The organism is Streptomyces sp. NBC_01012, assembly GCF_045162755.1.
Lineage (GTDB): Bacteria > Actinomycetota > Actinomycetes > Streptomycetales > Streptomycetaceae > Streptomyces.
In genome coordinates this window covers 3,863,577-3,890,068 of sequence record NZ_CP108688.1, presented here as the reverse complement: position 1 = coordinate 3,890,068, position 26,492 = coordinate 3,863,577, and the positions used below count along the sequence as shown (strand labels likewise).

Sequence of the window (26,492 nt, the reverse complement as noted above, 5' to 3'; positions counted from 1 at the left end):
CGGCGGCCCCTCGGGGGCCGAAATCACAGCGTGCGCAGCAGCACCGCCGGCTGTTCCACGCAGTCGGCGACATGGCGCAGGAAGCCACCGGCCGTGCCGCCGTCACAGACCCGGTGATCGAAGGTGAGCGAAAGCTGGACGACCTGTCGGACCGCCAGCTCGCCCTTGTGCACCCAGGGCTTGGGCACGATGCGGCCGACGCCGAGCATGGCCGCCTCCGGGTGGTTGATGATGGGAGTCGAGCCGTCGACGCCGAACACCCCGTAGTTGTTCAGCGTGAAGGTCCCTCCGGTGAGCTGCGCAGGGGTCAGCTTCCCCTCCCTCGCGGCCTCCGTCAGCCGGGCGATCTCCGCGCCGATCGACTCCGTGTTCCGCGTGTGCGCGTCCCGGACGACCGGGACGACCAGGCCGCGCTCCGTCTGAGCGGCGAAGCCCAGATGGACGCCGGAGAGCCGCACGATCTCCCGCGCCTCGGTGTCCACCGTCGAGTTGAGCTCGGGGAACCGCGCGAGCGCCGCCGTACAGATGCGGGCCAGCAGGGCCAGCACGGACACCTTGGGCCCCGCGGCCGAACCACCGGCGGCGTTCATCGCGGCTCGGGCCGCCATCAGCTCGGTGGCATCGGCATCGACCCAGCATGTGGCGTCGGGAATCTCCCGCCGGCTGCGCGACAGCTTCTCGGCGACCGCGCCCCTGACCCCGCGCAGCGCGATCCGCTCACCCGACGACTCCGGCTCCGACTCCGGCTCCGGCCTGGACACCGAGGAGGCGCCGACGGGGGCCTCCTCGTCCAGGACCCTTTCGTCCAGGACCCTTTCGTCCAGAGCCCTTTCGTCCAAGGCCCTGATGGCGGACTCCACATCGGTGCGCAGAATCAGCCCGTCCCGTCCCGTACCGACGATCTGCCGGAGGTCGAGGCCGTGCCGGCGCGCCAGCTTCCGGACCAGGGGGGAGATGACGGCAACGGGGCCCTCCGGCCCGACCGCTCCCGGCGTGGCAGGGATGGCCCGCACCGGGCCGTGGACCGTGGCCTGAGCCGGACGGTCTGCCGGGCGCGTCGCCGGGGCACGGGACGTCGAGGCGACAGATGCGGGCCTGACGCGGCGCCGCCGTGCGGCCGGTGCACCCGTGCCGTATCCGACCAGCACATTGCCCGAAGCCCCGGACCCGCTCCCGGCCCCGTCTCCGCCTCCGTCGCCATTGGCGCTGTTGTTGCTGTTGTTGCTGCTGCCCGAGGGTCCGCCGGACGCCTCATGGCCGTCCACGGGCTCTGCGGATCCGACCGCCACCGTCAGCAGCGGTGCGCCGACCGGGAGCTCACCGCCCTCCTCCCCGAACCGCGCCGTCACCACGCCCCCGTAAGGGCAGGGGACCTCCACCATGGCCTTGGCCGTCTCCACCTCGACGACCGGCTGGTCGATGGCGACGACATCGCCGACCTCCACCAACCAGCGGACGATCTCCGCCTCGGTCAGCCCCTCACCCAGGTCCGGCAGCTTGAATTCGAGCACCTGCGCCATCAGCTCTCCGCCTCCCACTGAAGACGTGCGACCGCGTCGAGCACCCGGTCCACACCCGGCAGATGGTGCCGCTCCTGCATCGGCGGCGGATAGGGAATGTCGAATCCGGCGACGCGCAGGACCGGCGCCTCCAGATGATGGAAACACCGCTCGGTGATCCGCGCCGCGATCTCCCCGCCGGGCCCACCGAACCCGGACGACTCATGCACGACCACCGCACGGCCCGTGCGGCGCACCGACGCGGCGACGGTTCCGTCGTCGAAGGGAACCAGCGAGCGCAGATCGACCACCTCGAGGTCCCAGCCCTCGGCCGTGGCCGCCTCGGCCGCCTCCAGGCACACCGGGAGGGACGGGCCGTAGGTGATCAGAGTGGCGCTGCGGCCGGGCCGCCGGATCACGGCCCTGCCGATCGGCTCGACCGCGGCAGGGGCTTCGGGCGACCAGTCGGCCTTGGACCAGTAGAGCCTCTTCGGCTCCAGGAAGACCACCGGGTCGTCGGAGGCGATCGACTCCCTCAGCAGCCCGTACGCGTCGTCGACCGTGGCCGGCACGACGACATGCAGGCCGGGCGTCGCCATGTAGTACGCCTCCGAGGAGTCGCTGTGGTGCTCGACCCCGCCGATCCCGCCGCCGTACGGCACGCGCACCGTGATCGGCAGCGGCATGGCGCCCGACGTCCGGTTCCGCATCTTGGCGACATGACCGACCAGCTGCTCGAACGCCGGATAAGCGAAGGCGTCGAACTGCATCTCCACCACGGGCCGCAGCCCGTACATCGCCATGCCCACGGCCGCCCCGAGGATTCCCGCCTCGGCCAGCGGTGTGTCCGTACAGCGGTCGTCGCCGAACTCCTTCGCCAGGCCGTCGGTGACTCGGAAGACGCCACCGAGTGTGCCGACGTCCTCGCCGAGTACGTGCACCGCCGGGTCCTCCGCCATCGAGTCGCGCAGCGCACGCCCGAGTGCCTGTGCCATCGTGGCCGGCTTGGCCCTGCCGGTCCGTTCCCCGGCCGTCGCGGCAGCGGTGCTCATCGTCCCTCCTCCGCGCCGCTCTCGTCGTGCGCGCCGTGCTCGGCGTCCAGCTCGGCCCGCAGCCGGTCCGCCTGTTCCCGCAGCTGGCCGGTCTGTTCGCCGTAGACATGGGTGAACAGATCCATCGGGTCGAGCACCGGATCGGCGTTCATCTGCTCCCGCAGCTCCTCCGCCATCCGCTCCGCCGCCTCCCGCACCGTTTCGATGCCGTCCTCGTCCAGCAGCCCGCGACCGGTCAGCTCCCGTTCGAGAAGCCTGATCGGATCGTGCGCGCGCCAGGTCTCCACTTCGCTGTCGCCCCGGTAACGCGTGGCGTCGTCGGCGTTCGTATGGGCTTCCATGCGGTAGGTGACCGCCTCGACGAGCGTCGGTCCCTCGCCCCGTCTGGCCCGCGCCACCGCCTCGCCGAGCACCTCGTGCATCGCTGCCGCGTCGTTCCCGTCGACCAGGCGTCCCGGCATCCCGTACCCCACGGCCTTGTGGGCGAGGGACGGCGCCGCGGTCTGCTTGGCCAGGGGCACGGAGATCGCGAAGCCGTTGTTCTGGACGAGAAAGACGACCGGGGCCCGCCAGACGGCCGCGAAATTCAGCGCCTCGTGGAAATCGCCCTCGCTCGTCCCTCCGTCGCCGACCATCGCGAGCGCCACCACGTCGTCGCCCTTGAGCCGGGCCGCGTGCGCCAGGCCCACGGCATGCGGCAGCTGGGTGGCCAGCGGGGTGCACAGCGGGGCGATGCGGTGCTCACGCGGGTCGTACCCGGTGTGCCGGTCCCCCCGCAGCAGGGTCAGCGCCTGCACGGGGTCCAGGCCACGCGCCACCGCGGCCAGCGTGTCGCGATAGCTGGGGAAGAGCCAGTCCCGGTCCTCCAGCACGAGCGCGGCCGCGATCTCGGACGCCTCCTGCCCGGTGCTCGACGGGTACACCGCGAGCCTGCCCTGCTTGGTCAGTGCGGTGGCCTGTGCGTTGTACCGGCGGCCTCGCACCAGCTCGGCGTAGAGCCTCAGCAGCAGCTCGGGTTCCGCGCCGGCCGCCGCATCCGTACCGAGCACGCGGTACGGCTGGGGATCCGGGAGCAGCGGCGCGGGATCGGTGAGCGGCTTCCAGGCCGGGGGCGGCGTGGGCCGGTAGGCGGCTGCGCCGGGCAGCTCCTGAACCGTCATGACAAGCACCTCCTGGCATCGGGATATATCGAGGAGTGTCGAAATCCACAGGAATGTCGGGCGTGAGCAGGGCACCGGTGTGGTGTGCCTCACCTACCGATTGTTCGGTCGTGGGGGCAATTTGGCTACAGGCACCTCCAGCCTGTGGACAAACGGTTATCCACAGCCTGGGATAGGGACAGGTCGTCCACAACAGGGAGGCGCGGGCAGATGGCAGCTGAACAAATGGCCGACGGGGGCGCGGGAGCGGACCGCACCCCGCCCGCACGGCCGCTGGATTCCATCGACCGTTCCATCCTGCGGATCCTCCGGACGGACGGCCGCGCCTCGATACGGGCCGTCGCGGAGCGCGTCCACGTCTCGCGGGCCAATGCGTACGCCCGGATCAACAGGCTCGTCGAGGACGGCGTGATCCGCGGTTTCAGCGCACGCGTGAATCACGAACGGGCAGGGCAGGCCGCCTCCGCCTACATCACGCTCAAGATCGTCCAGAACTCCTGGCGTACCGTGCGCGACCAGCTCCAGACGCTTCCCGGCGCCACCCACATCGCGCTGGTCAGCGGCGACTTCGACGTACTGCTCCTGGTGCACACCCCGGACAACAGGGCGCTGCGGGAGCTGGTCCTCACCAGGATCCAGGCCATTCCCGAGGTGCTGTCCACCCGCACACTGCTGGTGTTCGAGGAGACCGACCTGGGCCCGCGCCCGGAGCGCCCGGCCGAGCTCGCCTGAGGGCGCGCCCGCCAGGGATTACGGGGGACAGCCCTCAGGGACGGCCGGGAGGGGCGGGGTCAGCCGGCCCGCATCCCTTCGAAGGCGAGCTGGACGACCGTGTCCGCGAGCTGTTCCGCGTCCGGGGAGCCGCTCACCTGCGGGCGGTACCACTCGACCAGCGAATTCACCATGCCGAAGAGCAGCCGGGTCGCCAGGCGTATGTCCACGTCGGCGCGCAGGTCCCCCTCCGTCACGGCCGCCTTGAGCAGCTCGGACACCCGCTGGTCGAACTCGCGCCTGCGCTCGAGCGCCCAGCGCTCCGTCGTCGTGTTGCCGCGCACGCGCAGCAGCAGCGTGACGTACGGCAGCTCCGCCGCTAGTACCTCGACCGTGCGGCGCGTGACGTACTCGACCCGGGCCATCGCCCGCCCATCCGTGGCACCCGTCTCGTCGAGAATCCCGAAGAGCCCGTCGAGCGCCCGGCTCACCGCGCGCCTCAGGAGCTCCTCCTTGCCCGCCACGTGGTGGTAGATGGACGACTTGGAGATACCCGCCGCCTGGGAGAGGTGCTCCATGGACGTGCCGTCGTAGCCGCGCTCGTTGAAGACACGGACGGCGACGGCCAGGAGTGTCTCCGGGGTGTATGTGTCCCGCTTCGCCGTGGTCATGACCGCGATCCTCCCCCATGAGTTGTCCACAGGTTTCTCGGGGGCCTTGTCCCGACCGATCGTTCGGTTACTCTAACTCCGTCAGCACATCCCTGCCCGGCTCGACGAGGAGTTGGTCCGTCATGGCCGCCGAGCTTTCCCCCGAGAAGCTGTCCGAGATCCACCGCCCGACGCTCGACCAGGCCCTCGACGCGATCCGTACGCGCGCCTACTGGTCCCCGCACCCCGAACACCCGAAGGCGTACGGCGAGGGGGGTCTCCCCGGCAGCCTCGGCGCCGCCGACGGCAAGGCCGCGTTCGACGCCGTGCTCGGCACCAGGCTGGATCTCGGCCAGCCGGGCACCGACGGCTGGACAGGCGCGGAGGTCTCGCCGTACGGACCCGAGCTCGGCGTCGAGTATCCGCACGCCGACCCGGACATCCTGCTCCCCGCCATGAGCGCCGCCATGGGCTCCTGGCGCGCTGCGGGGCCCGAGACGCGGGCCCTGGTCTGCCTGGAGATCCTCGCCCGCATCAGTGCGCGTACGCACCAGCTGGCCCATGCCGTGATGCACACCAGCGGACAGGCGTTCGTGATGGCGTTCCAGGCCGGCGGCCCGCATGCCCAGGACCGCGGCCTGGAAGCCGTGGCTTACGCCTACGAGGAACAGACCCGCACGCCGACCGGCGCGGACTGGTCGAAGCCGCAGGGAAAGCGCGACCCGCTGCGGCTGCACAAGTCGTACACGGCGGCGGGGCGTGGCATCTCCCTGCTCATCGGCTGCAACACGTTCCCCACGTGGAACGGCTATCCGGGCCTCTTCGCCTCGCTCGCGACCGGCAATCCCGTGTTGGTCAAGCCACACCCGAGGGCGGTCCTGCCGCTCGCGCTGACCGTTCTGCTGGCCCGCGAGGTGCTGACCGAGGCGGGCTTCGACCCGAATCTCGTCGCGCTGGCGGCGGAACGGCCCGGCGAGGGCATCGCCAAGACCCTGGCGGTACGCCCCGAGGTCAAGATCATCGACTACACGGGTTCCACCGGCTTCGGCGACTGGCTGGAGGCCAACGCCCGGCAGGCCCAGGTCTACACGGAGAAGGCCGGCGTCAACACGATCGTCGTCGATTCCACCGACAACTACCGGGGCATGCTCTCCAACCTGGCCTTCTCGCTCTCCCTCTACAGCGGGCAGATGTGCACCACCCCGCAGAACCTCCTCATCCCGCGCGGAGGCATCGAGACGGATGCGGGCGCCAAGTCCTACGAGGACGTGGTGACGGACATCGCCGGGGCGGTGAAGGGGCTGCTCGGTGACGACGCCCGGGCCAACGGGCTGCTCGGCGCCCTGGTGAACCCGGACGTCAGGGCCAGGCTGGAGGGCGCCGAGTCCCTGGGTGACGTCGTGCTCGCCTCACGCCGGGTGACCAACCCCGACTTCCCCGACGCCGTGGTCCGTACGCCGGTCCTGGTGAAGCTCGACGGCACCAAGCCCGACGACGGGGCGGCCTATCTCTCGGAGTGCTTCGGCCCGGTCTCCTTCGCGGTCGCCGTCGAATCGACCGGAGACGCGCTGGACCTGCTGCGTCGCACGATCCGCGAGAAGGGCGCGATGACCGTCGGCGCGTACACCACCTCCCCCGAGGTGGAACGCGCGGTGGAAGAGGTCTGCTTCGACGAATCGGCTCAACTCTCGCTGAATCTCACCGGCGGTGTGTACGTCAACCAGACGGCGGCCTTCTCCGACTTCCACGGGTCGGGAGGCAACCCGGCGGCCAACGCGGCGCTCTGCGACGGGGCGTTCGTCTCCAACCGCTTCCGGGTGGTGGAGGTCCGCCGCCAGGCCTGAGGGAGTGCCTGTGGCCACCGGCCACCGGCCGCTGTCACGCGTTGCGCGGATCCGGGACATCCGCGTACCGCTGCACCCAGGCGTGCATCGCGATGGCAGCGGCCGCACCGGCGTTGATCGAACGCGTCGAGCCGAATTGCGCGATCGAGCACACCATCGAGGCGTGCTTGCGCGCTTCCTCCGTCAGCCCGGGACCTTCCTGCCCGAACAGCAGGACGCACCGGCGCGGCAGCTCCGTCCGCTCCAGCGGCACGGCGCCGGGAAGGTTGTCGATGCCGATGATCGGCAGCCCCTCGGCCTCCGCCCAGGCGGTCAGATCCTCCGTGTCCGGGTGGTGCCGCACATGCTGGTAGCGGTCGGTGACCATGGCACCCCGACGGTTCCAGCGCCGCCGGCCCACGATGTGGATCTCCTTCGCGAGGAAGGCGTTGGCGGTGCGCACCACCGAGCCGATGTTGAAGTCATGGCCCCAGTTCTCCACGGCCACATGGAAGTCGTGCCGCCGCAGGTCGAGATCGGCGACGATCGCCTCCCGCGTCCAGTACCGGTAGGCGTCACCCACATTGCGCCGGTCGCCGTGGGCGAGGAGCTCGGGGTCGTAGCGCTCCCCCTCGGGCCAGGGCAGCGGATGCGGCCCGACACCGATCGCGGAGCCGTACCCCTCGTCGTACTGGATCGGTTCCTCGGACGGGCCGGGCTCGGCTGCCGCCCGGGGCTCTTCTGCACTGCCGGTCTCGCTGGTCACCCGACGAGCGTATGGCCATCGCCTGCGCCGCCGCGCGTGGCCTCCTCGTCGTCCGGCCCCGCCCGGCGCTGCCCGGGGAGGCGGGGCCCGCCCGCCGCACGGGAGAAGAGACGCTGCCGGCCGCGCGACACCCGGTGGCCCAGCCACACCAGGAAGGCCGTCGGCAGGAAGACGGCGTCCGCCGCGATCATCGCCATGGAGAAGAAGGGCAGTCCCAGCAGGACGGAGATGCCCGCGTGCTCACCGATCATGAGGACCAGCAGGACGTTCTTGACGCCCCTGTTGAACAGCGTGAAGGGGAAGGCCACCTGCACGATGACCGTCACGTACGTCAGCACCATGATCACCAGGGCGCTGGAGGCGACCAGACCGGAGAGCCCGGCCCACGGGGTGAAGTAGTCCAGCTTGAGCGGATAGTAGACCGCTGTGCCGTCCTGCCAGCGGGAACCCTGGATCTTGTACCAGCCGGCGGTCGCGTAGACCAGGCACACCTCGGCCATGATCACGAAGAGGGCGGCGTTGTGGGCGAGGTTGGCCAGGACTTCGAGGAGGGCGCGCAGCTCATGCTCCGGCGAGCGGCGGTTCAGCGCCCACCAGGCCCCGTTCCCCAGCCACACCACCCACAGCAGGACCGGCAGCCACCAGGTGCCGCCGAGACCTCCCATGAGGGTGGCGGGCAGGAGGACGCAGCCGAGTACCGCCCACAGCACCGGTCCCGCGACGTCACGGCCCGCCCGGCCTCCCTCCGCGAGGGATGCGGCGTCCTTCGCCGCCCGGCGCGCGTCCAGGGACCAGACCCGCGCGCAGCGGGTCAGCACCAGATAGAGCGCCATCAGGTGGATGACGTTGTCGCCGCCGTCCCCCATGAAGATGCTGCGGTTCTGCAGGGAGAGCACCCCGGCCATGAACACGACGGACGTGGCACGGGTCCGCCAGCCGACCAGCAGCAGCGCGGCCGACACCAGCGCGAGCGCGTACACGGTCTCGAACCAGACCGTGCCGTCCGACCACATCAGGACGGTGAAGGCATCGTTCTCGGCGATGAGCCGACGCGCCATGTCCCAGCTCCACGGGCTGTCGGGACCGTACAGCTCGTGGCGGTGCGGCAGCTCGCGCAGCAGGAACAGCAGCCAGGTGGCGGAGACACCGATGCGGACGACAGCGCTCTGATAGGCACCGAGGGGGGTGGCCGTCACGCGTTGGAGGGCACGGGCGGGCGACCGGCCCACAGACCCGGCGCTCCCGGCGCCCGGGGCGCGGGTGGGGGAGGGCAGGGGCTGGGAGGCGGGCTCGGGGGCGCTCATTTCGCCACCTTCGCTGCCTGCGAGACCTGATCCGTCGTGGCCGACCCCGGGAGGTCGGACGGGGTGACGGTCCACCACGGGAGCTCCCGGTATGCCGTCCGCGTGCTGATCTTCTCGTCGCTCCACTCCGGGGCACTGACGGAGCGTGTGCCGGACCGCACCTGGATGCGCTCGACCGTGCCTCCGTAACCGCGCTCGGTGAGGCGCTGCATGACGATGCGGCGGATGTAGCGCTCGGACAGCTCGCCGCGCAGGCCGTTGGGCCGGTTCTCGCTGTCGTGGGACCCGGTGAAGAAGTCCCAGGCGCGGCGCAGCTCGTTCTGGTCGACGTGGCTGGGGAGGAGGTTGCCGCGTATCGCCTGGCCGTCCTCACGCGAGAGATCCATCCAGGACGTGACCTTGCTGCCGTCGGCCCCGTCGTCCGCCAGCTCGGCGCGTACATGGACGGAGATGTTCTGCTGGAGCGGATTGGGGGCGAACAGCTTCCAGTTCTGCTCGAACTCCGGGAACACCCAGTCGTCGACCACCTCGCCATGCTGCTTCGTCAGCGTGTTGGACGGTGCGACGTACAGAAAGATCATGGCTATGTGCGCGCAGGCCAGCAGCGCCATGCCGGACAGCGCGAGCGCCGCGGCGATCTGGTACGGAAGCGAGAGCGCGGCCATGCCGCCGCCGGCTCGGCGTCCGGCCGGTCCGTCGGCGGATGCGGCGTCCTCGGCCCCGGGAGGCGCGGCCTCCGCATTCAGATCCAGACCTGTGTCCTGGCGCGCTTCCTGATCCGCTTCCGGTTGGTTCGTCACGCCGGGCCAGGCGAGCTTCTTCCCGTCTCCGGTGCGCCCACCGTGGTCCGCGTCCATCGTGCCCCGCTCACCGTCGATCACCACTCAGTTATCCACAGGGTTGACACCCTACGGGCCTCCGACTCACCATTGAAGCCAAGGAACCGAACGATCGGTCGGTAGGGAGCCCGGGATGACGGCAGTGACTGCGGACCAGACGGCGCAGGGGACGGCAGGCACGGCGGATGCGGAGCGTCTGGCGGCATTCGACGCCACGGTGGCTGCCGACGACAGGATCGAGCCGCGGGACTGGATGCCCGACTCCTACCGCGCCTCGCTGATCCGTCAGATGGCCCAGCACGCCCATTCCGAAATCATCGGTATGCAGCCCGAGGCCAATTGGATCAGCCGGGCGCCCTCGCTCCGCCGCAAGGCGATCCTGATGGCGAAGGTCCAGGACGAGGCCGGGCACGGCCTCTATCTGTACAGCGCGGCGGAGACGCTGGGCACCAGCCGCGATGAGCTCCTCGACAAGCTGCACGCGGGCCGGCAGCGCTATTCGTCGATCTTCAACTACCCCACGCTGACCTGGGCGGACGTCGGTGCCATCGGCTGGCTCGTGGACGGCGCCGCCATCACCAACCAGGTGCCGCTGTGCCGCTGCTCCTACGGCCCGTACGCCCGCGCGATGGTCCGGGTCTGCAAGGAGGAGTCCTTCCACCAGCGCCAGGGGTACGAGCTGCTGCTCGCCCTCAGCCAGGGCACCCCCGCCCAGCACGAGATGGCGCAGGACGCGGTGAACCGCTGGTGGTGGCCCTCTCTGATGATGTTCGGCCCGCCCGACGACTCCTCGGCGCACTCGGCACAGTCGATGGCCTGGAAGATCAAACGCCACTCGAACGACGAACTGCGGCAGCGCTTCGTGGACATCTGTGTCCCCCAGGCCGAGGCGCTGGGGCTTGCGCTCCCCGACCCCGACATCCGGTGGAACGAGCAGCTGGGCCGGCACGACTACGGAGCGATCGACTGGACGGAGTTCCAGGAGGTCCTCAAGGGCAACGGCCCCTGCAACGAACAGCGACTCACCCAGCGGCGCACGGCCCACGAGGAGGGCGCCTGGGTCCGCGACGCGGCAGCGGCGTACGCGGAGAAACACGCGGCACGTTCCGGTACCCCCGGAGCGACCGCCCGGCCCGTGGAGGCGGCCGCATGACCACGACCGACTGGCCCCTGTGGGAGGTGTTCGTGCGATCCCGGCGCGGGCTGTCCCACACCCACGCGGGCAGCCTGCACGCGCCGGACGCCGAGATGGCTCTGCGCAATGCCCGCGATCTGTACACACGCCGCTCGGAGGGCGTCTCCCTCTGGGTGGTTCCCTCGACGGCGATCACCGCATCCTCGCCGGACGAGAAGGACTCGTTCTTCGAACCGGCCGGCGACAAGCCCTACCGCCACCCCACGTTCTACGAGATCCCGGACGGGGTGAAGCACCTGTGAGCGCGGCTCTCGCCCTCGGCGACGACGCGCTGGTGCTCTCGCACCGGCTGGGGGAGTGGGCGGGCCACGCCCCCGTGCTGGAGGAGGAGGTGGCCCTGGCCAACATCGCCCTGGATCTGCTGGGCCAGGCCAGATTGCTGCTCTCGACGGTGGGGGACGAGGATCAGCTGGCCTACCTCCGCGAGGAGCGTGCCTTCCGCAACGTCCAGCTGGTCGAGCAACCGAACGGCGACTTCGCCCATACGATCGCCCGCCAGCTCTACTTCTCCGTCCACCAGCACCTGCTCTACGAGCAGCTGGCCGCCGGTCAGGGCGAGTTCGCGGATCTCGCAGCCAAAGCCGTCAAGGAGGTTGCCTACCACCGGGACCACGCGGAGCAGTGGGTCCTGCGCCTCGGTGACGGCACCGCGGAAAGCCATGAGCGCATGCAGCGCGCGCTGGACGCCCTGTGGCGGTTCACCGGCGAGCTGTTCGAACCGGTCGAGGGAGTGTACGTCGACCGGGACGCCCAGCGCGACGCCTGGCTGGCGGCGGTCACCTCCGTGGTGGAGCGGGGCACCCTGACCGTCCCTCAGGGTCCGCAGTCCGGGTCCTGGACAGCCGGAGCGGGCCGGCAGGGACTGCACACAGAACCGTTCGGGCGGATGCTCGCCGAGATGCAGCATCTGCACCGCAGCCACCCGGGGGCGTCATGGTGACCACCGAGACCCCGCTGGAGGCGGAGCTCCACCGACTGGCGGGCTCCGTGCCCGACCCCGAGCTGCCGGTGATCACGCTGGACGAGCTCGGCGTGCTCCGCGGAGTGCGGGTGGAGGGACCGGACAAGGTCACGGTGCGACTCACCCCGACGTACACGGGGTGCCCCGCCATCGCGAGCATGTCCGCGGACATCGAGCGTGTGCTGCACGAGCACGGTGTCGGCGAGGTGTCCGTGGTCACGGTGCTCGCCCCGGCCTGGTCGACCGACGACATCAGCGACGAAGGGCGCCGCAAGCTCGCGGAGTTCGGCATAGCGCCGCCGCGTCCCGGGGGCGGGACCGGCGGACCGGTCCCGCTGACGCTCTCGGTGCGCTGCCCGCACTGCGGTTCCACGGACACGGAGCTGCTGAGCCGTTTCTCCTCCACGGCGTGCAAGGCGCTGCGCCGTTGTGTCGCCTGCCGTGAACCGTTCGACCACTTCAAGGAGTTGTAGATGTTCCATCCGCTCCGGGTCAGCGCGATCGAACGGATCACGGACGACGCGGTGGCCGTCACCTTCGCCGTGCCGCCCGAACTGCGTGAGACCTTCCGCCACACCCCTGGCCAGCATCTGAACGTGCGCTACCGCGTGGACGGCGAGGAGATCCGGCGGTCGTACTCGATCTGCGCACCGGCCACCGAGCAGCCGGGCGACCCCTTGCTGCGGGTGGGCATCCGCCTGGTCGACGGCGGCGCGTTCTCGACGTACGCGCTCAAGGAGCTGGCCGTGGGGGACCAGTTGGCGGCGATGGCGCCGATGGGCCGTTTCGTCCTGCCCCCGCGTCCGGGCCACTTCGCAGCGATCGTCGGTGGCAGCGGTATCACCCCGGTGCTGTCGATCGCGGCGACATTGCTGGCGCGGGAGCCTGCGGCGCGCTTCTGTCTGGTCCGTAGCGACAGGACGGCCGCGTCCACGATGTTCCTCGACGAGGTCGCGGACCTCAAGGACCGCTATCCGGACCGCTTCCAGCTGGTGACCGCGCTCTCGCGGGAGGAACAGGCTGCCGGGCTCCCCTCGGGCCGGCTGGACCGCGAGCGGCTCACCGGGCTGCTGCCCGCGCTGCTTTCGGTGCCCGATGTGGACGGCTGGTTCCTGTGCGGGCCGCTCGGCCTGGTCCGGGGAGCGGAGGAAGCCCTGCGGGCACTCGGCGCCGACCGGTCCCGCATCCATCAGGAGATCTTCCACGTCGCCGAGGAGACGACGGCTCTGCCGGCGGCCGCCCGGGTCGCCACGCCCTCGGAGAGCAGGCTCACGGCGACACTCGACGGACGGTCGGGGAGCTGGCCGGTGCAGGACGGCGAATCGCTCCTGGACACGGTGCTGCGAAGCCGCTCGGACGCCCCGTATGCCTGCAAGGGAGGCGTGTGCGGGACCTGCCGGGCCTTCCTGGTCTCGGGCGAAGTGCGGATGGACCGCAACTTCGCGCTGGAGCCGGAGGAGACCGGGGCCGGCTTCGTCCTGGCCTGCCAGTCGCACCCCGTCACTCCGGAGGTCGAGCTGGACTTCGACCGCTGACGGGCCTCTGACGAACCGCTGACCTCCGCCGACGACCGCCCACAGGGCCCAAGGGCCGCCCCGCACACCCCCTGTCCGGTTGTCCGGTTGTCCGGCCAGGGGCCGGAACACGTCCGCGATCCGTCCGCGCAGGGGCATGCACTCGTCCGCACAGCGGGCCGCAACACAGCGCGTCTCAACACAGCGGGCCTCGGCGCAGGAGCCCCGGCACAGGGACCTCAGAGGACGAAGGCGGAGCTTCCGTCGTCCGTGACCATGGGGCGCCCGGCGCCGTCCCAGGCCAGCATGCCGCCGTCGATGTTCACGGCGTCGACCCCCTGCTGCACCAGGTACTGAGTAACCTGGGCCGACCGGCCCCCGACACGGCACATCACATGCACACGCCGACCGTCGTCGGCCGCCTCGGTCAGCTCGCCGAAGCGGCCCACGAAGTCACTCATGGGAATGTGCAGCGCCCCATCGACATGCCCGGCCGCCCACTCGTCGTTCTCCCGGACGTCCAGCACGAAGCCGTCGGACGGGACCGCCGCGGCATCCACCGAGGGCAGTGCAGCGAAATTCATGGGTAAGCCTTCTCTCGTACGTGCGCGTCTCGTACGTGCGCGCCAGGGGCATCCGGAACGCTACTGCACCAGCCCCGCCAGCTCGTCCTCACGCCGGGCCACATCCGCCAGAAGCTTCTCGCCGATGTCGTCCAGCAGCCCATCGGGGTCGTCCGGCGCCATCTTCAGCATCGAGCCGATCGCGCTCTCCTCCAGCTCCTGGGCGAGAACCGTCAGCAGCTCCTTGCGGCGGCTGAGCCACTCAAGCCGCGCATAGAGCTCCTCGCTCTCGCTCAGCTGCCGCTCCGGCGTCAGGGGCCCCGCTGCCCACTCGGCTGCCAGCTCCTTCAGCAACGCCACATCGCCGCGCCCGTAGGCCGCGTTCACACGGGTGATGAACTCGTCCCGCCGCGTCCGCTCCGTCTCGTCCGGTGCCAGATCCGGGTGGGCCTGACGAGCCAGCTCCCGGTAGAGCTTGCGCGCCTCCTCGCTCGGTCTGACCCGCTTCGGCGGCCGGACGGGCTGCTCGGTGAGCATGGCCGAGGCCTCCGGCGACAGACCGTCCGAGTCCATCCAGTCGTGGAAGAGCTCGTCGACCCCGGGCATCGGCATGACGATCGCCCGCGCCTCCTGGGCCTTGCGCAGATCCTCCGGATCTCCGGTCCTCGCGGCCCGCGCCTCCGCGATCTGCGCGTCGAGCTCGTCGAGCCGCGCATACATCGGGCCGAGCTTCTGATGGTGCAGCCGGGAGAAGTTCTCCACCTCGACCCGGAAGGTCTCCACCGCGATCTCGAACTCGATCAGCGCCTGCTCGGCCACCCGGACAGCTTTGGCGAGCCGCTCCTCGGGCCGGTCGGGACCAGCCTTCGGCGCATCCTGCGCCTGCGCGGGGGGCTCCTCCCGCACAGGAGGCTCGTCCTGCCGGTCCTGGTTCTGCCGGTCTTCGTCGTTCCGGGTGGTCGGCACCCCGGCGGCTTCGTGGGTCACCCGTCCAGCGTATGGCCACGGCCGACGCCGCGGAGACACGGTGGCCGCAGGACCCGCTCAGACACCGAGCTCGGCGGCTATCCGCCCGGCTCGCACAGCCCGGACGAGCTCCGCGTGGTCCGCCTCGGTCCTGTCCGCGTAGGTCACGGCGAAATCGGCCACCGCCGTGTCCAGTTCGGCGTTCTTCCCGCAGTAGCCCGCGAGCAGCCGGGGATCGGCGCTGTGCGCATGGGCCCGGGCCAGCAGCGCGCCCGTCATGCGCCCGTAGTCGTCCACCTGTTCCGCCGCGAGCGCGGCCGGGTCCACGCTGCCCTTGCGATTCCTGAACTGGCGTACCTGATAGGGCCGGCCGTCGACCTCGGCCCAGCCGAGCAATATGTCGCTGACGACCTGCATCCGCTTCTGTCCGAGCACCACCCGGCGCCCCTCGTGCAGCACCTCAGGCACCTCGAAGCCGGCCTGCGGGAGATAGGGGGAGAGCGCGGAGGGACGGGCCTCCTTCACCTGGAGGACCAGTGGCTCGCCACGGTGGTCGAGCAGCAGGACGACATACGAACGGGTGCCCACGCTTCCCGTGCCGACCACCCGGAACGCCACATCGTGGATCGCGTAGCGGGCGAGCAGCGGCAGCCGGTCCTCCGAGATCGTCCCGAGGTAGCCCTCGAGCCCCGCAGCGACGGCTGCCGCCTCCGCGTCGGGCACCCTGCGCAGCACCGGCGGCGCGTCGACGAAGCGGCGACCGCCGTCCTCGGCGTCCTGCGTGGACCTGGCCGCGAAGCGGGCGCTGGTGTTGTTCCGCGCCTTGGCGGAGACCCGCTCCAGCGTCCCCAGCAGGTCCCGTGCGTCGGTGTGCGAGACGAGCTCCTCGTCCGCGATGGCGTTCCACGCGTCGAGCGCGGGCAGCCCGGCCAGCAGACGCATCGTGCGCCGGTAGGCGCCCACCGTGTCGTACGCACCCTGCCGGCAGGTGTCCTCGTCCGCCCCGGCCAGCCTGCCGGCGAGCACCAGCGAGGTGGCGAGCCGCTTGAGGTCCCACTCCCACGGGCCGAACACCGTCTCGTCGAAGTCGTTGAGATCGATGACCAGGTTGCCGCGCGCGTCGCCGTACAGACCGAAATTCGCCGCGTGCGCGTCGCCGCAGAGCTGGGCGCCCACCCCCGTGACCGGGGTGCCCGTCAGGTCATGTGCCATCAGGCCGGCCGAGCCACGCAGAAAAGCGAACGGTGTCTCCGCCATCCGCCCCACCCGTATCGGTGTGAGGCCCGGCACCCGGCCGTGGTTCGACTCCTCGACCGCCCGCACCGCGTCCGGCCTCCCGGCGGGCAGGACCAGGGAGCTGTGCGCGGACCTGGGCACCTCGAGCCTGAGTGCCTTGCCGGCCGCCTTGGGGGGCACCGCCCCGGTCCCGGACGGCAGGGCACCTCCGGCCACACGGCGCGCGAAACCGGGAACGACCGGAATGCGCCTGTCCCCCGCCGCCTGCTGTCCCGGCACAGCTGCCTCGACCTCGCCCATGGAGCCGCCTCCCCCGCCCTCGTCAGCCGTTCCGTCCCGACCAACATCAACTGCGGACGACGGTACAGCCGCTCCGTCGCAGCCGTCTGCCCCTGTGGACAACCCGGGATCCGGCCTGTGGACAACCTCCTGGGGAGTCCTGGGCTCAGCAGCCCCCCGAGCCCTCCAGATAGGCGTCCGCCCACCGTCCGAGCTCCTTGAGTGCGGGCTCCATGGCCGCCCCCGCCTCCGTCAGCCGGTACGCGACCCGCAGCGGAGGCCCCTCGTCGACCTCACGCACCACGAGGCCGGCCGCACCCAGTTCCGACAGCCGGTCCGAGAGCATCCGCTCGCTGATCCCCGGAATCGCCCGCCTGAGGTCCGCGAAGTGCACCGGCTGCTGCATCAGCACCGAGACGATCGGGCCGGTCCAGCGCTTCCCGAACAGCTCGAAGACGCGCGTGATGCTCGCATCCACCTGCCGACAGGACTGCTCGCTGTGATCCGCCATGTCCCCCAGAGTACTGCTCGGGCGTGCGGAGCTTATGAAAAGTAAGGGGCTATGTTATTAATAGGTACGCACTGAAAAGCGGCAATGCGATCACCGAGCCGCGCACACCCGACCCCTACGGAGAACCCCATGGCCACGCTTCTGCACCTCGACTCCGCCGCCTTCCCCCAGGGCTCCACATCCCGGGAGGTCACCGCGGCCTTCGTCACGGCCTGGCGCGAGCAGCACCCCGACGGCGACGTCGTGTACCGCGACCTTGCCGCCACGCCCCTGCCCCACCTGGACGCCTCGGCCATAGCCGCCGGCGCCGAGGACACACTGCGCGGGGAGCTCGCGGCCGAGCTGGCCGCCGCGGACGCCGTACTCATCGGCGCACCGATGTACAACTTCTCCATCCCGTCCACGCTGAAGGCATGGCTGGACCAGGTGATCATCGTCGGCCACAACGCGGGTCCGGACAGCCCGGTCGCCGGCACGCCGTTCACCGTGGTGGCCAGCCGAGGCGGTTCGTATGCTCCCGGCACCCCGCGCGAGGACTTCGAGTTCGTCCGGAACTACCTGGAGAAGGTCCTGACGGGCATGCTGGGCGCCGAAGTCGACTTCATCGTCCCGGAGTTGACGCTGGCACACACGAAGCCGGAGATGGCCGAGCTCATCCCCCTCGCCGACGCCTCCCGCACCCAGGCGTTCACCGACGCGGCAGAGAAGGCCAAGGCGCTGGCAGCACGCCTCGCGGCCTGACGGAGCACCTGGAGCAGCTGGAGCCCCGGGAGCCTCCGGAGCCCAGGAGCCCCGGGAGCCCGGGAGCTCTCAGAAGGGGTCGGCCCGCCCGAAGCGTCTCGTTGCATAACGGTCCGGATCCGATGTTTCACGTGAAACGTCAGATGCGGATCGTCACACAACGAAGAACCCCCGCACCGGATCTCTCCGGTGCGGGGGTTCTGTCGAACCAACCCGGCGGTCGCAAGCGACTGCCCGTTGTGCGCGAGGGGGGATTTGAACCCCCACGTCCCTAAGGACACTGGCACCTGAAGCCAGCGCGTCTGCCGTTCCGCCACTCGCGCATGAGTGGTGTTTTCAGACTCTCCCACCGAGTGGTGTGAGCGCCTGGCGACATCCGGAAGATTAGCACGCTGGACAGGGTGGATTCACATCCGTTGTTTCGCCGGACACGTGATCGGACACGCGAGGTGAACCGGGAACGCGGAAAGCCTGGCCCCACTCCTCCTGAGTGCACCCGGAGTGCGGGACACTGTCAGGAGGCCACCTCTACGATCCGTGTGAGAGGTGACACTCATCCACTGTGCAGACAAGGGGAACCAGCCGATTTCCCGACGCGTGGATACGATCAGTAAGCAGTACAGGGACGACGACACCGGAGGAGGTGCCCCATGGGAGTCATGAAGCGTTTCGAGCAGCGTCTCGAAGGTCTTGTCAATGGCACCTTCGCCAAGGTCTTCAAGTCCGAGGTGCAGCCGGTCGAGATCGCGGGAGCCCTCCAGCGCGAGTGCGACAACAACGCAACGATCTGGAACCGCGAGCGGACGGTCGTGCCCAACGACTTCATCGTCGAGCTCAGCACCCCGGACTTCGAACGGCTCAGCCCGTACTCCGGGCAGCTGGGCGACGAGCTGTCCGGCCTCGTACGTGACTACGCCAAGCAGCAGCGCTACACCTTCATGGGGCCGATCAAGGTCCACCTGGAGAAGGCGGACGACCTCGACACGGGTCTCTACCGCGTGCGCAGCCGGACCTTGGCGTCGAGTTCGTCACAGCAGGGCGGCCAGCAGAACGGCCCGGCCCCCCATGCCCAGCCGAACCGTCCCGGCGCCCCGCAGGGGCAGGGCGGCTACGGCTACCCGCCGGCTTCCGCCCCGCCCATGCCCGCGGCCCCACCGCCGGGCTCCGGGCGCCCGGGAGGCCCTTCCAGCGACTGGCGCCCACCGGCCGCGTCCGGCCCCGTGCCGGACGCCCAGGTGCGGCGCTGGATCGAGATCAACGGCACCCGCCATCAGATCTCCCGCCCGACGTTGGTGATGGGACGAAGCACCGACGCCGACGTGCGGATCGACGACCCCGGCGTATCGCGTCGGCACTGTGAGATCCGGACAGGAACGCCCTCGACCATCCAGGATCTCGGGTCCACCAACGGCATCGTGGTGGACGGGCAGCACACCACCCGCGCTACGCTCCGCGACGGCTCGCGAATCGTCGTGGGCAGCACCACCATCGTTTACCGGCAAGCCGAAGGGTGAAGCGGGGGCAATGTCAGAGCTGACCCTGACGGTCATGCGGCTAGGTTTCCTGGCTGTTCTGTGGCTATTCGTAATCGTGGCCGTCCAGGTCATTCGCAGCGACCTGTTCGGTACGCGCGTCACGCAGCGCGGCTCACGCCGCACTGCCGCTGACGCCCGCCCGCAACAGGGCCGCCAACAGCAGCAACAAGCAGCGCCGCCTCAGCAGCGCCAGCAGTCCGGGCGCCAGCGCCGCGGAGCACCCACCAAGCTGGTCGTCTCCGAAGGCACGCTCACCGGCACCACCGTCGCGCTCCAGGGCCAGACCATCACCCTGGGACGGGCGCACGATTCAACGATCGTGCTGGATGACGACTATGCGTCCAGCAGGCATGCCAGGATCTACCCGGACCGTGACGGCCAGTGGATCGTCGAGGATCTCGGGTCCACCAACGGCACCTATCTCGACCGGACCCGGCTCACCACCCCGACACCTGTTCCGCTGGGCGCGCCGATCCGCATCGGCAAGACCGTCATCGAGCTGCGGAAGTAGTACGACAATGAGCGAGCGGAGCGAGCGAGCCGCCGCGGTCCTCACGACGGACCCGGCCAGGCTCCCGACCGGAGGGTGGGCAGTGTGGCTCGAGACCGGCTGTACCCCGAGCCGACGGGCGAGGTGCGCATGAGCTTGTCCCTGCGCTTCGCCGCCGGATCGCACAAGGGCATGATCCGGGAAGGCAACGAGGACTCCGGCTATGCCGGCCCCCGCCTTCTCGCCATCGCCGACGGCATGGGCGGCCAGGCGGCCGGCGAGGTCGCCAGCTCAGAGGTGATCTCCGCGCTGGTCCAGCTCGACGACGACGTCCCGGGCTCCGACATCCTGACCTCGCTCGGTACGGCGGTCCAGCGTGCCAACGACCAGCTGCGCGTCATGGTCGAGGAGGACCCCCAGCTGGAGGGCATGGGCACGACGCTCACGGCCCTGCTCTGGACCGGTCAGCGCCTCGGCCTCGTCCACGTCGGGGACTCGCGCGCCTACCTGCTCAGGGACGGCGTCCTGACGCAGATCACCCAGGACCACACCTGGGTGCAGCGTCTCGTCGACGAGGGCAGGATCACCGAGGAAGAGGCCACCACCCACCCCCAGCGCTCCCTGCTGATGCGCGCGCTGGGCAGCGGCGACCATGTGGAGCCCGATCTCTCCGTCCGGGAGGTGCGCGCCGGCGACCGCTATCTGATCTGCTCGGACGGACTCTCCGGCGTCGTCTCCCACCAGACGATGGAAGAGACCCTGGCCAGCTACCAGGGCCCGCAGGAGACCATCCAGGACCTCATCCAGCTCGCCCTGCGCGGCGGCGGTCCCGACAACATCACCTGCATCGTCGCGGACGTCCTGGACGTCGACAGCAACGACACCGTGGCCGAGCAACTCAACGACACCCCGGTCATCGTCGGTGCGGTCGCCGAGAACCAGGCCGCCCAGGCGAACGACGGCAGCGCGATGGAGACACCCGCGGGCCGCGCGGCCGGCCTCGGCCGCCCCGTGCCGCCGCCGGCCGGGGGCTTCGGTCCTCCCGGCAGCGGCGACGACCTGGGCTACGGCGCAGGTCCGGACGGCGCCTTCGACGCGTACACCGACGACGACTTCATCAAGCCACGCGGCCGTCGCAGGTGGCTGAAGCGGTCCTTCTACATCGTGCTCGCGCTGGCCGTCATCGGCGGTGGCGTCTACGGCGGATACCGCTGGACCCAGACGCAGTTCTACGTCGGCGCGAAGGGCGACAACGTCGCGCTGTTCCGCGGCATCAGCCAGGACCTCGCCTGGGTGTCCCTCTCGAAGGTCGAAGAGGACACCACGATCGAACTGAAGTACCTCCCGCCCTACTGGCGCAAGAAGGTCGAGGCGACCATCTCCCAGGGTGACCTCGCCGATGCCCGCAAGAAGATCAGCGAGCTCGACGCACAGGCCTCCGCCTGCAAGAAGGATGCGCAGCGCCGCGCCGCCGAGGCGGAAACCGATACCGCCAAGGACACGAACAAGGGCGAGACCGGCACCGCCTCCGACAGCACGTCAGCCACGTCGCCCGCCAAGGGGACCAAGACCACCGCGACTCCCACTCCCGGCCCCAGCCTCTCGGAGGAAGAGAAGAAGCTGGCCCTGCAGTGCGGTAAGCAGTAAGCCGTAGGGGGCCTTCAGCACATGAGCGTTGTCACCAACACCACCACCATCGGCGCGATCGACGCGCCGAGCAGGCGTAACACCGAGCTGGCGCTGGTCATTTTCGCCGTCCTGATCTCGGTGTTCGCGTACGCCAACGTGGGCCTCGCCCTCAACGGCGAACTGCCCGCCGGCATGCTCGGCTACGGTCTGGGCCTCGCGCTGCTCGGAGGCGTGGCACACATCGCCGTACGGAGATTCGCCCCGTACGCGGACCCGCTGCTGCTGCCGCTGGCGACGCTGCTGAACGGGCTGGGCCTGGCCATCATCTGGCGGCTGGACCAGTCGGAGCGCTTCCAGGCGACCCCGAACTTCGCGGCGGCGGCCTCCAAGCAGCTGATGTTCTCGGCTGTGGGCGTAGCCATCATGGTCGTCGTCCTCATCGCCCTCAAGGACCACCGGATCCTGCAGCGCTACACCTACATCTCCATGCTGGTCGCGCTGTTCCTGCTGATCCTGCCGATGTTCTTCCCGGCCGTGAACGGCGCCAAGATCTGGATCAAGATCCCCGGCGCCGGCACGATCCAGCCGGGAGAGTTCGCCAAGATCATCATCGCGGTGTTCTTCGCCGGCTACCTCATGGTCAAGCGTGACGCCCTGGCCCTGGCCAGCCGCCGCTTCATGGGGCTCTACCTGCCCCGCGGCCGTGACCTCGGACCGATCCTCATGGTCTGGGCGTTCTCGATCCTCATCCTGGTCTTCGAGACCGACCTGGGATCGTCGCTGCTGTTCTTCGGCATGTTCGTCGTCATGCTGTACGTCGCCACCGAGCGCACCAGCTGGATCGTCTTCGGTCTGCTGATGTCGGGCGCCGGCGCGGTCGGTGTGGCCACCTTCGAGCCGCACGTCCAGGACCGTGTCACCGCCTGGCTCGACCCCTTCGCGGGCTGGGGCAAGATCGCGGCCAGCGAGCAGATGGCCAAGTCGCTCATGGCCTTCGGCTCCGGAGGGACCCTCGGCACCGGCCTCGGCCAGGGCAACTCCGACCTGATCGGCTTCGCCGCCAACTCCGACTTCATCCTCGCGACCGTCGGCGAGGAGCTGGGCCTGGCGGGGATGATGTGCATCCTTCTCATCTACGGCCTGATCGTCGAGCGTGGCGTCCGGACCGCCCTCGCGGCCCGCGACCCGTTCGGCAAGCTCCTGGCGATCGGCCTGTCCGGTTCCTTCGCCATCCAGGTCTTCGTCGTCGCCGGCGGTGTCATGGGGCTCATCCCGCTGACGGGTATGACCATGCCGTTCCTCGCGGCCGGTGGTTCATCCGTCATCGCCAACTGGGCGCTCATCGGGATCCTGATCAGAATCAGCGACACGGCCCGGCGCCCCGCACCGGCACCCGCACCGTCCCCGGACGCCGAGATGACCCAGGTGGTCCGCCCATGAACAAGCCGCTCCGCAGGATCGCGATGTTCTGCGGCATCCTCGTCCTGGCCCTGCTGATCCGCACGAACTACATCCAGTACGTCCGTGCCGACGAGCTCAACGCCAACGAGCACAACCGCCGCGTCCAGATCGAGCGTTACGCCCACGAGCGCGGCAACATCATCGTCGACGGCGAGCCCGTCACGGGGTCCGTCAAGACCTCGGGCAGCGACTTCGCGTACAAGCGCGTCTGGAAGGACGGCCCCATGTGGGCGCCCGTCACCGGCTACTCCTCTCAGGCCTTCGACTCCTCGCAGCTGGAGAGCATCGAGGACGGCATCCTCACCGGCAACAGTGACGACCTGTTCTTCGACCGCACCCTGTCGATGTTCACCGGTGAGAAGAAGACCGGCGGGAACATTGTCACCACGCTCAACGGCGCCGCCCAGAAGGCCGCCTTCGAGGGCCTCGGCGACAAGAAGGGCGCGGTCGCCGCGCTCGACCCACAGACCGGCGCCATCCTCGCCCTGGCCAGCACCCCCTCGTACGACCCCTCGGTCTTCGCGGGCAACTCCATGAAGGACTCCGACGCCCGGCAGAAGCTCCTCAAGGACGAGGACAAGCCGATGCTGAACCGGGCGCTGCGGGAGACCTACCCGCCCGGCTCGACGTTCAAGGTCGTCACGGCCGCCGCCGCCCTGGAGAACGGCCTCTACACCGACATCGACGCGAAGACGGACTCCCCGCTGCCCTGGCAGCTCCCGCAGTCGACCCAGCCGCTGCCGAACGAGAACAACATCCCCTGCAAGGACGTCTCGCTCCGGGAAGCCCTGCGGATGTCCTGCAACAGCGTGTTCGGCAAGGTGAGCGACGACCTCGGCAACAAGAAGATGATCGAGCAGGCGGACAAGTTCGGCTTCAACAAGGAAGTCTTCACTCCGGTCCGGGCCGAGGCCAGCGTCTACCCGAAGGACAACCAGCCGCAGAACGCCATGGCGGGCATCGGCCAGGCGTCCAACCGCGCCACCCCGCTCCAGATGGCCATGGTGGCGTCCTCGATCGCCAACGACGGCAAGCTCATGCAGCCGTACATGGTCGCCCAGCGCCAGGCGCCCAACCTGGACGTCATCTACACGCACGAGAAGGAGCAGCTCAGTGAGCCGCTCTCGGCGGAGAACGCCCAGAAGGTGCAGCAGATGATGGAGACCGTGGTCAACGACGGCACGGGAACCAACGCGAAGATCGATGGCGTCACTGTCGGCGGCAAGACCGGTACCGCCCAGCACGGCCTCAGCAACAGCGAGGACCCGTACGCCTGGTTCATCTCGTACGCCAAGACCGACAGCGGCTCCCCGGTCGCCGTCGCCGTGGTGGTCGAGGACGGCAACGCCAACCGGGACGACATCTCCGGAGGCGGCCTGGCGGCTCCGATCGCCAAGAACGTGATGAAGGCGGTACTCGACGGAAAGCAGTGACACCCGTCACAACTTCTGTCCACACCGGCACAGTGGGATACCGGTCGGATATCAGCTGACGGGTGCGGGCCGATCACGCCGGGAGGGCCCGGTAGCGTATGCGCGAACAGCGCACCGCCGGACCACACACGGGTGCGGTCGGGACTGACGGAGAGGGCTGGATCAGTTATGGAAGAGCCGCGTCGCCTCGGCGGCCGGTACGAGCTGGGCTCGGTGCTCGGCCGTGGTGGCATGGCCGAGGTCTACCTCGCCCACGACACCCGGCTCGGCCGCACCGTCGCTGTGAAGACGCTGCGGGCCGACCTCGCCCGCGACCCGTCCTTCCAGGCCCGGTTCCGCCGTGAGGCCCAGTCGGCCGCCTCGCTCAACCACCCCGCGATCGTCGCCGTCTACGACACCGGCGAGGACTACGTCGACGGCGTCTCCATCCCGTACATCGTGATGGAGTACGTCGACGGGTCGACGCTGAGAGAGCTCCTGCACTCCGGCCGCAGACTGCTGCCCGAGCGGACCCTCGAGATGACGGTCGGGATCCTCCAGGCCCTGGAGTACTCGCACCGCGCCCAGATCGTCCACCGCGACATCAAGCCGGCCAACGTCATGCTGACGCGCACCGGCCAGGTCAAGGTCATGGACTTCGGCATCGCCCGCGCCATGGGCGACTCCGGCATGACGATGACTCAGACCGCCGCGGTCATCGGCACCGCGCAGTACCTCTCGCCCGAGCAGGCCAAGGGCGAGCAGGTCGACGCGCGCTCCGACCTCTACTCCACCGGCTGCCTGCTCTACGAGCTGCTCGCGGTCCGGCCGCCGTTCGTCGGTGACTCGCCGGTCGCGGTCGCGTACCAGCATGTGCGTGAGGAGCCGCAGCCGCCGAGCAACTTCGACCCCGAGATCACGCCCGAGATGGACGCCATAGTCCTCAAGGCGCTGACCAAGGACCCCGACTACCGCTACCAGTCGGCCGACGAGATGCGCGCCGACATCGAGGCCTGCCTCGACGGCCAGCCGGTCGCGGCCACGGCGGCCATGGGCGCTGCGGGCTACGGCGCGTACGACGCCTACGGCAACGACCAGCCCACCGCGGCCCTGCGGCCCACCGACCCGGGCGGCGCCCAGACGTCCATGCTGCCCCCGGTCAATCCGGAGGACGGCAGCTACGACGACCGCCCCGACCGCCGGCGCCAGAAGAAGAGCAGCACCTCGACGATCCTCCTGATCGTCGCGGGCATTCTGGTGCTCATCGGCGCGATCCTGATCGGCCGTGAGCTCTTCACCTCCAACGGTGGCGGCAACGACAAGCTCGACGTGCCGAACATGGTCGGCTCCACGGTCGCGGAGGCTCAAAAACTCGCGGACAACGCCGAGGTGGAGCTGAAGGTCGGTTCCAAGGAGGCCTGCGAGACGCAGGAGAAGGGCAAGATCTGCAGCCAGACCCCGGACAAGGACAGCCAGATGGCGAAGGGCGAGACCGTGACGGTCGTCGTCTCCACCGGCGCGCCCAAGGTCGAGGTCCCCGATGTCCTGGAGAAGTCCGAGGACAGCGCGCGCAAGGCCCTGGAGGACAAGGGCTTCACGGTGAACGTCAAGACGGCCGAGTCCGACAAGACCCTGGACACGGTCATCGCCCAGGACCCCGAGGGCGGGACGAAGGCCGAGAAGGACTCGGAGATCACGATCACCGTGGCCAAGGAGGCCACCCAGAACGTGCCGGGTGTGGTCGGCAGGTCGTTCACCGACGCCGAAGCCCAGCTGAAGGGCGTCGGCTTCATCAACGTCTCCAGGACCGATGTCGACTCGGATGAGCCCGTCGACACCGTGATCGAGCAGACCCCCGAGGCGAACAGCAAGGAGTCCAAGGACGTCCAGATCGTCCTGAAGGTCTCCAAGGGTCCTGCCGAGCCGGAGCAGGTCGGGGTACCGGACCTGCAGAACAAGACGCTGGCCGAGGCCAAGGACGCGCTCGCCCAGGCGGGCCTGAAGCTGGGCGACGTGCAGGGGCAGAACGACGACAACGCACGGGTGATCGGCTTCCAGCCCCAGGCGGGCCAGATGGTCGACAAGGACAGCGCGGTCAACGTGCAGACCTTGCCGGGCGGGGACATCGACTTCCGCAGCGGCTGGCCCGGTTAGGCGGACCGACGCGCGTAAGAGCGACGGACAGGGCCCCGGCC

25 protein-coding genes and 1 tRNA gene are annotated in these 26,492 nt (G+C 69.8%); 14 read left to right on the top strand and 12 right to left on the bottom strand.

Annotated features, from left to right (window positions below; all coding sequences use genetic code 11):
• Positions 1-23 precede the first annotated feature (23 nt).
• From OG623_RS17600 to pdhA, 3 genes are read right to left on the bottom strand one after another with little or no spacing between them, the layout of a single operon-like run.
• Positions 24-1,520 carry a dihydrolipoamide acetyltransferase family protein gene (locus OG623_RS17600; RefSeq protein WP_406147571.1) on the bottom strand — a complete coding sequence of 499 codons (1,497 nt, stop codon included), beginning with the start codon at positions 1,518-1,520 and terminating at the stop codon, positions 24-26.
• Positions 1,520-2,551: an alpha-ketoacid dehydrogenase subunit beta gene (locus OG623_RS17595; protein ID WP_362886213.1), complete on the bottom strand. Its 1,032-nt coding sequence runs from the start codon at positions 2,549-2,551 to the stop codon at positions 1,520-1,522. Before OG623_RS17595 ends, OG623_RS17600 begins: the two co-directional genes overlap by 1 nt.
• On the bottom strand, positions 2,548-3,711 hold the full coding sequence (gene pdhA / locus OG623_RS17590) for a pyruvate dehydrogenase (acetyl-transferring) E1 component subunit alpha (protein ID WP_406147570.1): 1,164 nt from the start codon (positions 3,709-3,711) through the stop codon (positions 2,548-2,550). The genes OG623_RS17595 and pdhA overlap by 4 nt, the downstream gene beginning before the upstream one ends.
• 225 nt (positions 3,712-3,936) lie before the next feature.
• Between pdhA and OG623_RS17585 the strand changes: the two genes are divergently transcribed.
• A complete protein-coding gene (locus OG623_RS17585) occupies positions 3,937-4,443 on the top strand; it encodes an Lrp/AsnC family transcriptional regulator (protein WP_406151877.1) in 507 nt (168 codons plus the stop codon).
• A gap of 59 nt (positions 4,444-4,502) precedes the next feature.
• Here the strand turns inward: OG623_RS17585 and OG623_RS17580 are convergent, their stop codons facing one another.
• Complete coding sequence (locus OG623_RS17580; protein WP_406147568.1) at positions 4,503-5,093, bottom strand: TetR/AcrR family transcriptional regulator; 591 nt, start codon at positions 5,091-5,093, stop codon at positions 4,503-4,505.
• Between the two features lie 122 nt (positions 5,094-5,215).
• Between OG623_RS17580 and paaN the strand changes: the two genes are divergently transcribed.
• On the top strand, positions 5,216-6,916 hold the full coding sequence (gene paaN / locus OG623_RS17575; RefSeq protein ID WP_406147566.1) for a phenylacetic acid degradation protein PaaN: 1,701 nt from the start codon (positions 5,216-5,218) through the stop codon (positions 6,914-6,916).
• A 34-nt stretch (positions 6,917-6,950) separates the two neighbouring features.
• Here the strand turns inward: paaN and OG623_RS17570 are convergent, their stop codons facing one another.
• The 3 genes from OG623_RS17570 to OG623_RS17560 all read right to left on the bottom strand — a co-directional run bounded on the left by OG623_RS17570 (position 6,951) and on the right by OG623_RS17560 (position 9,822).
• On the bottom strand, positions 6,951-7,661 hold the full coding sequence (locus OG623_RS17570; RefSeq protein WP_406147565.1) for a TrmH family RNA methyltransferase: 711 nt from the start codon (positions 7,659-7,661) through the stop codon (positions 6,951-6,953).
• Positions 7,658-8,857: an HTTM domain-containing protein gene (locus tag OG623_RS17565; protein ID WP_406147564.1), complete on the bottom strand. Its 1,200-nt coding sequence runs from the start codon at positions 8,855-8,857 to the stop codon at positions 7,658-7,660. Before OG623_RS17565 ends, OG623_RS17570 begins: the two co-directional genes overlap by 4 nt.
• Before the next feature lie 104 nt (positions 8,858-8,961).
• Entirely contained in the window at positions 8,962-9,822 is an 861-nt protein-coding gene (locus tag OG623_RS17560) for a DUF5819 family protein (RefSeq protein WP_406151875.1), read from the bottom strand.
• Between the two features lie 115 nt (positions 9,823-9,937).
• Here OG623_RS17560 and paaA point away from each other — a divergent pair, with 115 nt between their 5' ends.
• Genes paaA through OG623_RS17535 form a run of 5 tightly spaced genes read left to right on the top strand, consistent with a single transcriptional unit; the run spans position 9,938 to position 13,495 of the window.
• Positions 9,938-10,957, top strand: a complete 1,020-nt coding sequence (paaA, locus tag OG623_RS17555) for a 1,2-phenylacetyl-CoA epoxidase subunit PaaA (protein WP_406147563.1) — start codon at positions 9,938-9,940, stop codon at positions 10,955-10,957.
• Positions 10,954-11,241 carry a 1,2-phenylacetyl-CoA epoxidase subunit PaaB gene (paaB, locus tag OG623_RS17550; protein WP_406147562.1) on the top strand — a complete coding sequence of 96 codons (288 nt, stop codon included), beginning with the start codon at positions 10,954-10,956 and terminating at the stop codon, positions 11,239-11,241. Before paaA ends, paaB begins: the two co-directional genes overlap by 4 nt.
• Positions 11,238-11,939 (top strand): 1,2-phenylacetyl-CoA epoxidase subunit PaaC, encoded by a 702-nt coding sequence (gene paaC, locus OG623_RS17545; protein ID WP_406147561.1) that lies wholly within the window; start codon positions 11,238-11,240, stop codon positions 11,937-11,939. The genes paaB and paaC overlap by 4 nt, the downstream gene beginning before the upstream one ends.
• A complete protein-coding gene (gene paaD / locus OG623_RS17540) occupies positions 11,936-12,433 on the top strand; it encodes a 1,2-phenylacetyl-CoA epoxidase subunit PaaD (RefSeq protein ID WP_406151873.1) in 498 nt (165 codons plus the stop codon). The genes paaC and paaD overlap by 4 nt, the downstream gene beginning before the upstream one ends.
• Positions 12,434-13,495, top strand: a complete 1,062-nt coding sequence (locus OG623_RS17535) for a 2Fe-2S iron-sulfur cluster-binding protein (protein WP_406147560.1) — start codon at positions 12,434-12,436, stop codon at positions 13,493-13,495. It begins immediately after the preceding gene.
• A gap of 218 nt (positions 13,496-13,713) precedes the next feature.
• Here OG623_RS17535 and OG623_RS17530 read toward each other — a convergent pair whose 3' ends face one another.
• The 4 genes from OG623_RS17530 to OG623_RS17515 form a co-directional block, all read right to left on the bottom strand.
• Entirely contained in the window at positions 13,714-14,058 is a 345-nt protein-coding gene (locus tag OG623_RS17530) for a rhodanese-like domain-containing protein (protein WP_406147559.1), read from the bottom strand.
• A gap of 60 nt (positions 14,059-14,118) precedes the next feature.
• Entirely contained in the window at positions 14,119-15,024 is a 906-nt protein-coding gene (locus tag OG623_RS17525; RefSeq protein ID WP_406147558.1) for a J domain-containing protein, read from the bottom strand.
• Between the two features lie 57 nt (positions 15,025-15,081).
• Positions 15,082-16,539, bottom strand: a complete 1,458-nt coding sequence (locus OG623_RS17520; protein ID WP_406147556.1) for a DUF2252 domain-containing protein — start codon at positions 16,537-16,539, stop codon at positions 15,082-15,084.
• A 145-nt stretch (positions 16,540-16,684) separates the two neighbouring features.
• Complete coding sequence (locus tag OG623_RS17515) at positions 16,685-17,029, bottom strand: winged helix-turn-helix transcriptional regulator (protein WP_406147555.1); 345 nt, start codon at positions 17,027-17,029, stop codon at positions 16,685-16,687.
• Between the two features lie 129 nt (positions 17,030-17,158).
• Here OG623_RS17515 and OG623_RS17510 point away from each other — a divergent pair, with 129 nt between their 5' ends.
• A complete protein-coding gene (locus OG623_RS17510) occupies positions 17,159-17,770 on the top strand; it encodes an FMN-dependent NADH-azoreductase (protein ID WP_406147553.1) in 612 nt (203 codons plus the stop codon).
• Positions 17,771-18,010: 240 nt separating this feature from the next.
• Here OG623_RS17510 and OG623_RS17505 read toward each other — a convergent pair.
• Positions 18,011-18,093: transfer RNA gene (locus OG623_RS17505), tRNA-Leu, on the bottom strand.
• Positions 18,094-18,420: 327 nt separating this feature from the next.
• Here OG623_RS17505 and OG623_RS17500 point away from each other — a divergent pair.
• The 6 genes from OG623_RS17500 to pknB all read left to right on the top strand — a co-directional run bounded on the left by OG623_RS17500 (position 18,421) and on the right by pknB (position 26,451).
• Entirely contained in the window at positions 18,421-19,284 is an 864-nt protein-coding gene (locus OG623_RS17500) for an FhaA domain-containing protein (RefSeq protein ID WP_406147551.1), read from the top strand.
• A gap of 10 nt (positions 19,285-19,294) precedes the next feature.
• Positions 19,295-19,816 carry an FHA domain-containing protein gene (locus tag OG623_RS17495; RefSeq protein WP_362886249.1) on the top strand — a complete coding sequence of 174 codons (522 nt, stop codon included), beginning with the start codon at positions 19,295-19,297 and terminating at the stop codon, positions 19,814-19,816.
• A gap of 129 nt (positions 19,817-19,945) precedes the next feature.
• Complete coding sequence (locus OG623_RS17490) at positions 19,946-21,442, top strand: Stp1/IreP family PP2C-type Ser/Thr phosphatase (protein WP_406147548.1); 1,497 nt, start codon at positions 19,946-19,948, stop codon at positions 21,440-21,442.
• 21 nt (positions 21,443-21,463) lie between these two features.
• Positions 21,464-22,864 carry an FtsW/RodA/SpoVE family cell cycle protein gene (locus tag OG623_RS17485; protein WP_406147546.1) on the top strand — a complete coding sequence of 467 codons (1,401 nt, stop codon included), beginning with the start codon at positions 21,464-21,466 and terminating at the stop codon, positions 22,862-22,864.
• Positions 22,861-24,318, top strand: a complete 1,458-nt coding sequence (locus OG623_RS17480) for a peptidoglycan D,D-transpeptidase FtsI family protein (protein ID WP_406147544.1) — start codon at positions 22,861-22,863, stop codon at positions 24,316-24,318. The genes OG623_RS17485 and OG623_RS17480 overlap by 4 nt, the downstream gene beginning before the upstream one ends.
• Before the next feature lie 168 nt (positions 24,319-24,486).
• Entirely contained in the window at positions 24,487-26,451 is a 1,965-nt protein-coding gene (gene pknB / locus OG623_RS17475; RefSeq protein ID WP_406147542.1) for a Stk1 family PASTA domain-containing Ser/Thr kinase, read from the top strand.
• The last annotated feature ends 41 nt before the right edge of the window (positions 26,452-26,492 follow it).

Excerpts from the sequence above, each read along its gene's own strand:
- OG623_RS17600 (WP_406147571.1), bottom strand. The coding sequence starts at position 1,520 with ATGGCGCAGGTGCTCGAATTCAAGCTGCCGGACCTGGGTGAGGGGCTG.
- OG623_RS17595 (WP_362886213.1), bottom strand. The coding sequence starts at position 2,551 with ATGAGCACCGCTGCCGCGACGGCCGGGGAACGGACCGGCAGGGCCAAG.
- pdhA (WP_406147570.1), bottom strand. The coding sequence starts at position 3,711 with ATGACGGTTCAGGAGCTGCCCGGCGCAGCCGCCTACCGGCCCACGCCG.
- OG623_RS17585 (WP_406151877.1), top strand. The coding sequence starts at position 3,937 with ATGGCCGACGGGGGCGCGGGAGCGGACCGCACCCCGCCCGCACGGCCG.
- OG623_RS17580 (WP_406147568.1), bottom strand. The coding sequence starts at position 5,093 with ATGACCACGGCGAAGCGGGACACATACACCCCGGAGACACTCCTGGCC.
- paaN (WP_406147566.1), top strand. The coding sequence starts at position 5,216 with ATGGCCGCCGAGCTTTCCCCCGAGAAGCTGTCCGAGATCCACCGCCCG.
- OG623_RS17560 (WP_406151875.1), bottom strand. The coding sequence starts at position 9,822 with ATGGACGCGGACCACGGTGGGCGCACCGGAGACGGGAAGAAGCTCGCC.
- paaA (WP_406147563.1), top strand. The coding sequence starts at position 9,938 with ATGACGGCAGTGACTGCGGACCAGACGGCGCAGGGGACGGCAGGCACG.
- paaB (WP_406147562.1), top strand. The coding sequence starts at position 10,954 with ATGACCACGACCGACTGGCCCCTGTGGGAGGTGTTCGTGCGATCCCGG.
- OG623_RS17535 (WP_406147560.1), top strand. The coding sequence starts at position 12,434 with ATGTTCCATCCGCTCCGGGTCAGCGCGATCGAACGGATCACGGACGAC.
- OG623_RS17530 (WP_406147559.1), bottom strand. The coding sequence starts at position 14,058 with ATGAATTTCGCTGCACTGCCCTCGGTGGATGCCGCGGCGGTCCCGTCC.
- OG623_RS17520 (WP_406147556.1), bottom strand. The coding sequence starts at position 16,539 with ATGGGCGAGGTCGAGGCAGCTGTGCCGGGACAGCAGGCGGCGGGGGAC.
- OG623_RS17515 (WP_406147555.1), bottom strand. The coding sequence starts at position 17,029 with ATGGCGGATCACAGCGAGCAGTCCTGTCGGCAGGTGGATGCGAGCATC.
- OG623_RS17510 (WP_406147553.1), top strand. The coding sequence starts at position 17,159 with ATGGCCACGCTTCTGCACCTCGACTCCGCCGCCTTCCCCCAGGGCTCC.
- OG623_RS17500 (WP_406147551.1), top strand. The coding sequence starts at position 18,421 with ATGGGAGTCATGAAGCGTTTCGAGCAGCGTCTCGAAGGTCTTGTCAAT.
- OG623_RS17495 (WP_362886249.1), top strand. The coding sequence starts at position 19,295 with ATGTCAGAGCTGACCCTGACGGTCATGCGGCTAGGTTTCCTGGCTGTT.
- OG623_RS17490 (WP_406147548.1), top strand. The coding sequence starts at position 19,946 with ATGAGCTTGTCCCTGCGCTTCGCCGCCGGATCGCACAAGGGCATGATC.
- OG623_RS17485 (WP_406147546.1), top strand. The coding sequence starts at position 21,464 with ATGAGCGTTGTCACCAACACCACCACCATCGGCGCGATCGACGCGCCG.
- OG623_RS17480 (WP_406147544.1), top strand. The coding sequence starts at position 22,861 with ATGAACAAGCCGCTCCGCAGGATCGCGATGTTCTGCGGCATCCTCGTC.
- pknB (WP_406147542.1), top strand. The coding sequence starts at position 24,487 with ATGGAAGAGCCGCGTCGCCTCGGCGGCCGGTACGAGCTGGGCTCGGTG.